Source organism: Cytophagales bacterium (assembly GCA_033344775.1).
GTDB lineage: Bacteria > Bacteroidota > Bacteroidia > Cytophagales > Cyclobacteriaceae > JAWPMT01.
Map to the genome: position 1 here is coordinate 2140816 of JAWPMT010000004.1, position 11734 is coordinate 2152549.

Genomic DNA, 11734 nt, shown 5'->3' on the forward strand with positions numbered 1-11734 from the left:
TGGACAAATCAAAGCATAGTATACCCCGATAAGTTTCCAAACCGTAGGCATTTTAATGAGGATTTGGAATAAAAACAAAGGCTTTTAGGAAATTACGTTTTGAAAACGATTGTAATTGTGATGTTTTTTGAGAAAATGAAAAATTTCACTTTTTCAAGATTCATTCTGGGATTTTAATAAATCAAAGTATGAACTTCGAATTAGACGATCTGAGAAGCTTTTATATGGTATATTTAAATCTACAATTTGGTAAAGCATTTGTATGAAGAAAGGATCAGTTACCATCAAGGATCTTGCGCAAGAATTGGGCATCTCACCGTCTACCGTCTCAAGGGCATTAGCAGACAATCCGCTAGTAAAAACTGCCACCAGAAATGCCGTGAAAAAGCTCGCCAAAGAGTACAACTATCAACCAAATTTCACAGCACTTAGTCTACGAAACAGTAAGACCCGAACCATCGGAATCATCATTCCTCAGATCGTTCATGAATTTTTCGCTTTGGTCATTCGAGGTATAGAAGATTTTGCGTTTGCGAACGGATACAATGTAATTATTTGCTCTACACATGAAATGTACGAACGTGAGGTAAGCGATGCCAAGGCACTCCTAACGGGCAGAGTAGACGGCATACTTGCCTGCCTGTCAAAAGAAACCACCAACTTCGATCATTTCAAAGAATTTGAGGAGCGATCTATCCCACTGGTCTTCTTTGATTGTGTCTGTGACGAGATAGAGACCCACAAGGTAATCATCGACGATAAAGCCGCGGGATACGTTGCAACGAAACACCTTATAGAACAAGGCAGTCGAAACCTGGCTTTCATCGGTGGCCCTGAATCACTTAACATCAATCAGGACCGATATGCCGGGTTTGAACAAGCGTTGACAGAAGCTAATATCTCCGTTAATAAGGACTGGGTAGTATATTGTACGACAGGAGACTACAGCGACGGACTTAACTCTACCAAGTCATTGTTTCAAAGTGGAGAAATTGACGGGGTTTTTGCTGCGACTGACATGTTGGCCATTGGAGCCATCAAAAACATTAAGGCCCTAAATAAGCGTATTCCGGAGGATATCGCCGTGGTTGGCTTCAGCAACTGGTCCATAGCTGAGCTATTCGAACCTTCTCTAACAACCATCAATCAACCTGGATATGAGATGGGCTACAAAGCAGCCGAATTACTCATTCAGCAGATATCAGAACCTGAAAACAGTTCATTTGAAACTTTTAAGCTTCAGACTGATCTGGTCGTTCGGGAAAGCTCGGTAAGAAACTAGTAGCTGATCCGGCGGTATTCGAAAGGAGTTCCTTCACGGGATTGTTCGAAGTGAAGCAAACTCACCAGGTCGATTCGAACGGAAGGGTCAGTGGTACTGATCAAAGCCAGTTTATGGCCATTGTTCAATCGATAGTAAGCAACAATCAACGACTGCTCACTGACCACCGTCTCGAAAAAGAGGTCTTTTGTCTGATCGTATCCGAAATATCCTTTCCTGACTGGCTTCGCCCCATTTCGCTCTTCAAAGCTTATGACATTTTCAAATGTTCGTTTGTATGTCCGAGTGATCGAACCCTGAATGAATTCTCCTCGAAGTGTCTGAAAGATCAATGCTTTGTTTTCCTCCGCATTTCTCTGATTGAACAATAGTGATTGGGCTTCAATGGCCCTAACCAAATGAAATTTCAACGAATCCGCAAAACCACGTGCGGTATCCAACACACTATTAGGAACGGAAAATTGAAGAAACGACTCTGAAGTCGCTCGCTTTCCATCAATCGATTTATTGATCTTTTTCTCATTGTGAATGACATCTATAAGCAGGACACTTCCTTTCACAATTCTTCCTTTGTGCTCACGAACAGGGTTAATTGCAATGGAATACGGATCCAGCTGAGAAAGTGCTACCCTCCTATCAATCCAGGTTTTTTCTCGTAATTTCTTAGGATTCACACTGCTGGCATTTTGCACATGAATGGTCCCTTCTTCTAAATTAAACTCCAGCTTATTGAGCCACCACTTCCCCTGATCGGGATTGTGATAATTATAAGTCAGGTTTTCTTTCAGCCAATTCAAGCTAGCCTCTTCAATTGAATCTGCCTGGCTTCGGGCCTGAAAAACGACCATGAACGTAAATATTAATAAAGTAATATTTTTTCGCGTAAATGTCATAAAACAAAAGTAGGCCGCCTTTCACGAAATAACGTGACCATTGAAGGAATTATCATAATGCCCTAAGGAAATGTTAGGTAATGTCCGTAGAGACGATAGTAAATCTATTTCTGAACATCTTCCGGTAGGAATTCTCTTAAAAATGAGGCACAAAAAAAGCGATCAACTCTCGAAGATCGCTTTATCTGTTATGTGGGCCCAAGGGTCCCAATTTCGAATTTTCTAGGTGCGGATACCCGTGCCATTCTGAATTTCTCTATATGAGCTAGAGAGGTGTGATATCAATCAAAATCCATTTCAAATGAGAAATTCAACAACACAAAAAGCCACTCATTTATTCGAGTATCAAAATCAGATCCTGAGTCAGGGTCAGATCAAAGTTGTCAAGACTGGAGTCTGGGTTATCGTCGGCATTGTAGCAGGTCGTTTTGTATTGCAATTCCTGTCTGGAGCTATTCTGGCCTTCCATGACCTGGTTGCAGCTATCAGAAATCAAAGGAACAATTAATCAATCCAATTCAGGGTTGTGAGAAGCTTCAATTGAGGTCACTCCTTATCGAAGCACCACGCCTCCTTGTGATTCCTTGATACAAACTCCAAGTCTTTCAAAGCTTCAAACATCGAATAACATGAATAGTAATAAAGAAAATGGCTCTTCTGGTAATCCTATCGAAATCCGTGAAAAATGGATAGCGACCGTCTTCAACTTCCGCACCTTTCTGATGTTGATCGTCAGTGGAGCAATGATCAATAACCTTGACCATAGTGCACATCTATATATGAAGATAAGCACTTCAGTCAGCCTCTACCACGCTTATTCAGTGGTCATCATATTTGACCTCATTGTCTTTGCCTTGATATGGATAGGTGATTCAAAAGCCGTCATCTTCGCCATTTCAATCTTCTTCATCAATGAGTTGGCCTGGGATGGCGTGGTTGTGTTCTATGAACTCTTCTACCGGTTCTCCAATCCCGAACAGCAAATCGACCCTCATACCCGCAATTACCTCGAACTGATCACTAAAGCAGTTACGATGTTAATCTACGGAGGAACATTCGCTTTCACGGTTCACCATTTTAGTGCACTGTTCAAAGCTCAGATCATGAAGCGATCAAGATTCAACAAGTTGGTCAATGACCTGAGAATCTCTATTAACAAGCTCAGGTCAGAACTTACCCATTACCAAACTCAACTGAAATCTCATCAAGAAAAAGAACAGGAATTAACAGGTAGCAATGATGAATTGAACCAGAAGCTTTCTAGTTACAAGGAGAAGCTAACAGCACAAGAACAGCTAAACACGGAACAACAAGATGAACTGGAAAACCTTCGAAATTTCAAAGAACAAGTTGAAAAGGAGTTGATCTGCATCTGTGGCAAAAGCTTCAAAGACATGAGTTCCAAGTTTGGACATCAACGAAAGTGTAAGGTTTACAAAGCCAGTCAGGAAGAGAAGCTATCAGTCAATGGCTCACCTGTTGAACATGAACCTTGATCACGAAGCAACAGCAAAAAAACAATAGTTGATCAACATCCGATTCAAACTCTTTTCAAACAATTAAATCCATAATTAAAGCGACCATGATCTTTCTCCATTACCATACTGCCTTCAAAGCCCTTGATAGATATGTCAAAACCTACAACAGCAAAACAGAGGATCTATCATTACAGATAAGACAAAGTGTATCAGCAACAGCTAAAGAACTGATAAGGCTTTATGGTTCAGCTCTGATTAAAGCCAATGGAATAGAAAAAGTAGATAAGGACAATTTGCCATCACTGAGAACCAACAATGTGCAGCTGGCCAAATTGAGTCATTCAAGTACCCGTACGGTCCAACGTCATATCCAGAAGTTAATGGAAGCAGGTGTGATCACCAGGAAAGTATGGCATGGTAGTAATGCTAGTTATGAGTTGTGGATAAACCCGGATATCCTGTTGGTAATGGAGAGAATAAGCCCAGATGAGGCAAAAAAGGCGCAAGATGTTAAATCAGCAAAAGAGGCCGTAGAAGCTCAGAAAGGCCATTTTGAAAAAGAACAAACGACAAAACGTCTACATACAGATGCTGGTAACACTAGAAACACTAATAATATAATAATAGATGTGGTTAACTCCATGAAAATACCTTCGAATGAGGGCATCAACAGCCGAAACGTCTCAACTGGCAACACTTCAAAAAGGCGTGAGCATGCGCTCACAAGTCCTCAAGCCTTTTCAGGCTACACTGGCAACACCCTTGCGGGACACACAGGGGAAAAAGTGGCGATTAAAAGCGAAAAGGCGGCGGGCCGGGCGGCGGCTGTGGATAAGTGTGAGTTATCCGAAAAAGCCCACAAAGATGCAGGGGAAAAAGGGCGGCATCGAGTTGGAGAGGAAAACGGGGATAAATCCCCTGAAAATCCAGCTCGGGCCGCCACTTCCTTTTACGCAGAAAGGCTTTGGAAGCTGGCTAAGAACGTGCTTTACAAGGATGTGTATCTCACCGAAAGGCAGGAATTGGCTGCAAAAAGGTTACTTCGGCAATGGTATGAACCTGTGAGTGAGAACCGCCTGACACGAGTCCATGAGATTTACACCGAGCGCATATTTCTGGTCAAGAAGTTTATCCAGAAAGACCCTGAGAATCGATTTGTACAACTACCTGACCGATATTTTGATCCAACGAACCGTCATGGCTTCACAGGAACCAAGAAGTGGTGGGAAGTACAGGAAAAACGAAAACAAGAGGTACAGCTTAAGCTGATTCTGAATGCTCAAATCCGGCGATACCTCAAAAATGAAAAGAAAGATACCGCTAAGAGAAGACCCTCACTGGAAATGTATCGGGACTGTGAACAACGAATTGGCAAACTTGGTGATCCAATATTGCTGAAGCAATTCCATGCTTCGATACTCTCCAGTCATTCCAATCTTCAACTTAATTAAAATCAAACAGACTTATATAAAAACCCTTTAACCATAAACGATATGAAAACGACAATGAAAGAACAGCAAGCAATAGGAATCAAGAATAGATTGACTTCCTTCAAGGATAATCTTCAGCGAGCCTTTTCTGTGGACATTAATTATATCAGCTGATATAAAACAACATAAGATAATATCAATTGATATGTTCGTTATTTAGAATTATTTAGCTTTTACGATCAAGTATCTTTTATTGCTAATTGTAGTTTAGAGGTTTTACATCTTAATAATAACAGTTTACTTTATGAAATCTCAAATTACAAACCTCACTAGGGTCATTATTCTATCGCTTATGATAGGCTTTTTAAGTTCTTGTGCTGAGGATATTGCTTTCAACGACTTAATCGAGAATATTGATGAATCACCCTTATTGGAGAATGGTGATGATGACGATGATGATTATCGTCCACCAAAAGCAGGTTAATCACATTTAAGATAAATAGCTAGGTATTTAAATGATACACACACTATTGTTAAAAGGGTATCCTTATATTTGAGGGATACCTTTTTCACAGTTATGCGATTGATTCTACTATTTCTATTCCTGGCATGCTCTATGCCTTTGGTAGCAAACGAAACATTGCAGGAAGTAAATGATCTTATCGCATCTAAAAAGTATGAAGAGGCTGAGGTATTACTAAAAACATTGGAGCCATCAGCAAAGCAGCTTGCATTTCTCGCATACTCACAAAAAAAGCAAGGCAATCTCGCGAAATCATTACTTTACAATCTCGAAAGCTTACAATTCGATCAGCCTGTTGAAGATCTATTTGACTGCTATATGAATATTTCCTGGTTGTACAGGAGAACAGGTCAATTTGTGGAAGCTCAAAAATTCATTGAAGATGCTGAGAAATTATTGTCGGAATTAAATACGGCAATCGAAGAAGGAGAATCGATAAGTAAGCAGGAAAGAGAGCTGTTTTTTCTTCATTTTAATTATGGATTGATATACTACAATGCCGGAGAATATGGCGATGCAATCGCTCAATTAAAAATCGCCTTAAAGAATACCTATGATCAGGCTTTACAAGCTCGATGCTTAAACTTTCTTGGTCGCTCAGCTCATCTTCTAGATGATATCCCAACTGCAATCAATTATTATGATTCTATTCAAACGCTTAATTATTCCGGCAAGTACTTAGCCAGGGCGTTGCATAATAAAGCTCTTCTACTTCAAGAGATCGGTGAAGATCCTTCGGATTTATTTCATCGTGCACTTGAATTGAAAAAAGGGAACGAACGATTTGTCACTTTACAAGATTACGGAACCTACAGAAAAGACCTGAAAATGCTTATTTCAGCGCTTGAATATTATCCACTCAATCCTGACGAAGAAGATTTTGAGATATATAGAACCATAGAGCATCTATATTTAGACGAAGGAAACTTGGTCCAAGCGCGGAAGTATGATCAGCTCTACCATGATGAAGCAACTCGATACATAGCGATGATCCAAGAAGCGAAATTGCTTTCGCAACAATACAACATGACCAATGTAATTGCTCAGTACGAGAGGAACAAGAACCTGAATTCAGTGAACTCTTGGCTCAGATCACATATTATATGGCTGGTGCCTTCTCTAGTGGTTTTTGTTGGTTTTGCCCTTTTCGTTATTATCAGAACTATTCGGCTTCGTAGACGATACGTTAAAATCGAGGAAAAGTACAAATAGGATTTTACTTTTTGGAGGGGAATAGTAAGGAGTTTTTCAAGAGGGCAGAAAGTTCATCGTTACGAGTTTTCAGTTTTGTTATTTGCACCTTTTGCATGGCATGATCCATATCCAGATGAACTAAGAACTCACGAAGTACAGTCAATTTTTCTGCAACCTCTGAAGTTATTCCCATCTGTAATATTTCATCTACTAAAGTTGTGAGTTCAGTTGGTTCTGCATTTTCATCCACTGTCCCTAACACTTCACCTTGTCCTAAAAGGAGCCATTTAGAATTTACGTCAGGGAATGTGTTCAGAATTTTGACCAGTATATCACTGCTTAAACTCGTGTCTCTTCTGAGGAATGTGCCGATAGTATTGTTTGCTACTCCAATGGCTTTTTCGAACCTGCTAATGTTGAGGTCTTTGAGATCAATAAGATGTTTTATTCTACTTGAAAGGGAACTCATATAGCGAAAGCAGAAAACAAAATTTAGAATTTTGCTTGTTTATTAGAAAATAGTTAGCGTAATTTGACTTGTAACTCACTACAGTGGGCAATATAAGCAAACCGTAGATGAGTCAAAGAAATTTAGTAGTGCTTACCTCTTATTAGGTAGTCTGAAAAATATATGCTTCAGAAGGCTGACCATGTGATACCGAAGGAGCAAATTTTCTGACGCAAGTTTAGAGTTTTAGGCTCTTGATTCGCGGAAGGAATCTAGGTTGATTGCTGAGTAACGACAGCTGGTTAAAGGACGGGTTTCTAGTGAGTAAACCCGTCTCTTCTTATGAAGATAATAAAATATCAAACGAAAACTTCTGTCTCATTACAGAAGATATACTGATTGTATTTGCAGTAGATGTAGAACCCTGCTGTGCCTTGAGAATTATTAAGATGTATGCTCTGTTTGGCGGAGTAATACCGATGCTGGTTCTATGGCAAAGTCGGGACACACGTCCCGACTTTCTTTAAGCTCTACGATAAATCGTTACTGTTTCAACCCTAAGATACAATATCAAATGGAATGCACCCTGGTTAAGCGGGTGCATGTTTCAGAAGCCGAGGATGGGGTTAGCATTGCTCACCTGACCAGGGTGGGTGTTGTTAAGCCCTCCTCATTTTGGAAGTTTCATCCCCAGATTAATAGCGCTAACTATTAAAATTTCATTCTATAAATCTTTACATACAAATGAACCAATTAAGAATTCCCAAGCTATTTGTACTACTCATTATCTTTATTCCCTGGGCATGTGACCAGGCTATTGATGAAGTCAGTCCTGAATCAAGACATTCATGGGAAAGAAAAACCATTAGCGTGTCCGATAGTGAAAACCTAGGAAACATACTTAAAGACATTATGAATTCTCCCTCTGGCGCAAGAATAGAAACCCATTTCGGAGAGTTGGATCAAACAGAAGTGGCGATGATAAAATTTGATAGCCTTGAACGATTTAGTCTTTTGTTCAAAAGTGATGATCCATTTATCTTTTCCAATCTCATCATCCAAAACGTCAATGGAAAAACGACCACCAAAATCCTAAGACAAGTCCCGGATTTGGAATGGATTGCGACCTCTGGTGAAGAAGTTCAATGGAAGAATTTTACTGGTAGATTAGAAATCTACAATCTGGATGGCGAATTGTTCAACTCAACCAGGATGGAAAATGGTCTAAGTCAAGATTATTATAATGGTAGAGTAGAAGATGAAGTATGCACCCAAACAGTAATATGGCAAATTATTAGAACTACACCAGATGGTACCACGTTCACAACCTATGAGTACGGGACAGATTGCTTCTTTACCGGAGATAATAACTTGTGGTATAGTGGTGGCGGCACGGGTACCACAGGATCAGGAGGTAGTTCTGGCACCGGAGACACAAAGGGAGGTGATACTACGCATGATTCGAATATAGACTGTAGCACAATGGGTAATGAGGAGTGTCCGGAAGCCCCTGATAATCCAATTCCTATGCGTACGATTGAACTATCCGATGAAGAGATAAAAAGAATTCTAAGCAAAAAACCTCTACAGGAATATCAAAACAAGTGTACCGGAGCATCTGCGATGTGGAATAATTATCCTAACAATGAGGTAAATGCGTATATAGCTGCAGATGGTTCCTTGTTTGTTACTGATGTTCTGAGTTATAACGGAGGAAATGCGCAGGGCCTTTATGTATTTGAAGGAGATGCCTATTATGCTTCAAATGGCCAACCTAATTTGAACTATCAAGGCATGATAAAGATAGGAAGTGGAAGATCTCAATTTTATCTAATACCTGTGGTGGCTAGTGTTCACACTCACAGGCATTAATGGTAGATCCGATGGGACCAACGGTGTATCCCATACGGTGAGTGAAGGTGACAGAAACAGAGCTCGCGAATATCCAATGGTCAACCACTATGTGATTGGGTGTGGAGCAGTTGGGCAGTATAATACAAGTAGTTCGTTTTTCAATGTCAAGTCAGGTGGCTTATCTTCGACTTGCAATGACTTGATTGAGAATGAAAAAATATCTCATAATCGTCTTTGGGTTGCTCGTAAACATAGTTTACGGGCAACATTTAGACATCAAAGAAGTAACATTAAGCGATCAGTTCTTAATTGAAAGTATTGAAGATTTGATTGAGAAAAACTGGAAATGAGGATGAACATTTTTCAAGTATATTTCAAGGAAATATTAAGTTGTATGATTTCAAAGTATCGTGTGATAGTATTTCCCGTCAGTATTGGATAACACCAAGCCTTACAGGAGTAAAGCCATATACGGTGCCACAATTCTATACTACGGTATCTGACAGGCCAGTACTACTTTATGTGGAATCTCTGAATAGGTTGATAAATATTCAGTTCTCAAGAAAGTCCTTGAAAAAACTGAACAAGATTTTGAGTAATTATTTACTTCCAGCACATAAAGTAAAAGCGAAAGATGAAGAAGGAAATGTGGTAATTAAAGATAAGAATTTCAGGCAAGAGTATTATTTCGTCCGAAAAGGGATATTTATTAATTACGATGATCAAAATAAAGCGTCCATGCACCAAGACCTCAGTTACTAAACTTATGCCTTTTAACAAACATCATGGAGAAGCGTAAAAGATCATTCCTTGCCAAGACCACTGCTCTGTAAAACTCGCTGTGCTTTCTTGCCATCTTGAGAATTATTAGGGTCGTGATTATGGCGATATGATAAATGCCCCATCTCATACAAATACACCCTTCATCCAACTCTCTATCCCAGACTGCTTTGAACATACTTTCAGAGGCTCCAGGTTTGTAATACTTCATTGTTTAAAGCATCTCTCTTTGTCATGATCCAGGGTTCTTTACCTATTATTACTCCTCATCCAAGGAATCCCATTCCGTAAGGATAACACCTGGTTGGTGTACATGAAATTTTCTTTGGCTCTGAAGAGATCTTCTTTCCCAAGATTTTATCAACGCCTCTTTGATGGCAAACGCTCATTGCTCAAAGGGAAATAGGCATCCACACCGATATAATTCGAAAGAATTCCAAAATCCGATCTTGTCAAAAATCATCCTAATTTGCGGCATAAATTATTAATCCATCATAGACTTCCCTGACTTGTTTCTGCCAACTTTCGGAAAAAAGTCAGGCCGTCTTAATGCCACGCGCTTAAGCTCAGTACCTACACAAAATAATTCAACATCCAGTGAGTCAGCAAATCCGTGCAGGAAGGCAGGGGAGAAATCAATATATCCCTTCTCAAAGACCTGCCAATTCCTTCCTCTGTTTTTACTTCAAAAATCTCCTCCTCCAGCTACTGTTCCCTTCTACCTTACTTTCCTGGACTTGATAAGAACTGCCTTGAATACTCGCATATTGCATTCTAAAAACACTATCTTCCAAATTGACCTCAGGCTCCTCCCAATCCAGTCATGTCCCAACCTACGGCCAGTCGAGGCTTTAACATGATCTTCCAGTCCATGTTTTTTTGCCAGTCCAATACTTTCGGTACCTGGTTCGCTTGGTTTCACCGTACCATTGCCGTTGAAAACTGTATTTGACTTATAAGTTTTGACGATAAACAGTAGCCTCAGGCACAGGGGCTACAAAGTTCCCATTGATTCTGCAGTCGGGTTGATGCACAAAAGCTGCTGAATCATACGGCCCACGACCCCAGGACCTGTAAATGTGAGTCCTTTGATGTGGTATTGAAATGCTCGGCAACTTTCAAGTCAGTACGACAAAGCTACCGCGCGCGCGCGCGCGCGCGCGCGCGCGCGCGCGCGCGCGCGCGTTTTTTTTTTTTTTTTTTTTTTTTCTTTTCTTTTCTTTTCTTTTTTTTTTTTTTTCTTTTCACACCGATAAAATAGCAGCTATGAATTTCATGAAAAGTTGGTTTTACATCACTTTTTAAAACGTCACATCCCCATCTTAGCATTTTTTACCGAGCATTATGATCAAATGTAAGATCAGTTCAGTTAAACCGCTATTTCACCGTTGTGATGAGCCATTCGAGGGAAGCCGTTGCCACGAGACTCATTGCTTTGGGCAATGGTCATAGCAGGTTCTGCGCGTCCAGTCTCACTTCACGATCCATTTTTTTAACGACACTGTTTTCTCCTTCACGACCGAGCCAGAGCTGACCATGGCTTCCTTTTCATCGATCATCACAACACCTAGCACGTCCCAGAGGTGATTTGATTATCAATGGTTACTTGATTACCAGCGCTTGCGCCCCCATCCTCCTGAAGATCAATTTTACTGTACTGTTTATATTGGTAGCGGCAAACCAGGCTACCGCCAAGGTGTTACCCACCGCATCGGCCCTGGAACCGCATTGATCAGACAGTACTTCAACTTCCACCCCGTCAGCATAGATCGTTTGAGGTGCAGTCCATTCTCCGTCTACCAGTCTAACAATAGACATGTCTCGAACTTCCATTTCAGAGCGATCACGATAA

General features: G+C 40.4%; 10 protein-coding genes. 7 read left to right on the forward strand and 3 right to left on the reverse strand.

What is annotated here, in order from left to right; translation table 11 throughout:
• Positions 1 to 262 precede the first annotated feature (262 nt).
• Positions 263 to 1282 carry a LacI family DNA-binding transcriptional regulator gene (locus R8G66_17900; protein MDW3194253.1) on the forward strand — a complete coding sequence of 340 codons (1020 nt, stop codon included), beginning with the start codon at positions 263 to 265 and terminating at the stop codon, positions 1280 to 1282.
• Here R8G66_17900 and R8G66_17905 read toward each other — a convergent pair.
• Positions 1279 to 2175: a hypothetical protein gene (locus R8G66_17905; protein ID MDW3194254.1), complete on the reverse strand. Its 897-nt coding sequence runs from the start codon at positions 2173 to 2175 to the stop codon at positions 1279 to 1281. The two genes, R8G66_17900 and R8G66_17905, sit on opposite strands and share 4 nt — an antisense overlap.
• A gap of 301 nt (positions 2176 to 2476) precedes the next feature.
• On the opposite strand from R8G66_17905, the gene R8G66_17910 reads away from it, so the two are divergent.
• The 5 genes from R8G66_17910 (at position 2477) to R8G66_17930 (ending at position 6818) form a co-directional block, all read left to right on the forward strand.
• Positions 2477 to 2683 (forward strand): hypothetical protein, encoded by a 207-nt coding sequence (locus R8G66_17910; protein MDW3194255.1) that lies wholly within the window; start codon positions 2477 to 2479, stop codon positions 2681 to 2683.
• Positions 2684 to 2804: 121 nt separating this feature from the next.
• On the forward strand, positions 2805 to 3671 hold the full coding sequence (locus R8G66_17915; GenBank protein MDW3194256.1) for a hypothetical protein: 867 nt from the start codon (positions 2805 to 2807) through the stop codon (positions 3669 to 3671).
• An 86-nt stretch (positions 3672 to 3757) separates the two neighbouring features.
• A complete protein-coding gene (locus R8G66_17920; protein ID MDW3194257.1) occupies positions 3758 to 5104 on the forward strand; it encodes a winged helix-turn-helix domain-containing protein in 1347 nt (448 codons plus the stop codon).
• A gap of 331 nt (positions 5105 to 5435) precedes the next feature.
• Positions 5436 to 5567, forward strand: coding sequence for a hypothetical protein (locus tag R8G66_17925; protein MDW3194258.1), 132 nt, complete (start codon positions 5436 to 5438; stop codon positions 5565 to 5567).
• 93 nt (positions 5568 to 5660) lie between these two features.
• The gene (locus R8G66_17930) at positions 5661 to 6818 is read left to right on the forward strand and encodes a tetratricopeptide repeat protein (GenBank protein MDW3194259.1); all 1158 of its coding nucleotides are present in this window, start codon (positions 5661 to 5663) and stop codon (positions 6816 to 6818) included.
• Between the two features lie 4 nt (positions 6819 to 6822).
• On the opposite strand, the gene R8G66_17935 is transcribed toward R8G66_17930, so the two are convergent.
• Positions 6823 to 7269 carry a hypothetical protein gene (locus tag R8G66_17935; protein MDW3194260.1) on the reverse strand — a complete coding sequence of 149 codons (447 nt, stop codon included), beginning with the start codon at positions 7267 to 7269 and terminating at the stop codon, positions 6823 to 6825.
• A gap of 723 nt (positions 7270 to 7992) precedes the next feature.
• On the opposite strand from R8G66_17935, the gene R8G66_17940 reads away from it, so the two are divergent.
• Positions 7993 to 9120: a hypothetical protein gene (locus R8G66_17940; GenBank protein MDW3194261.1), complete on the forward strand. Its 1128-nt coding sequence runs from the start codon at positions 7993 to 7995 to the stop codon at positions 9118 to 9120.
• A gap of 2364 nt (positions 9121 to 11484) precedes the next feature.
• Here the strand turns inward: R8G66_17940 and R8G66_17945 are convergent.
• A partial coding sequence (locus R8G66_17945) for an exo-alpha-sialidase (protein ID MDW3194262.1) occupies positions 11485 to 11734 on the reverse strand: 250 nt, incomplete at its 5' end.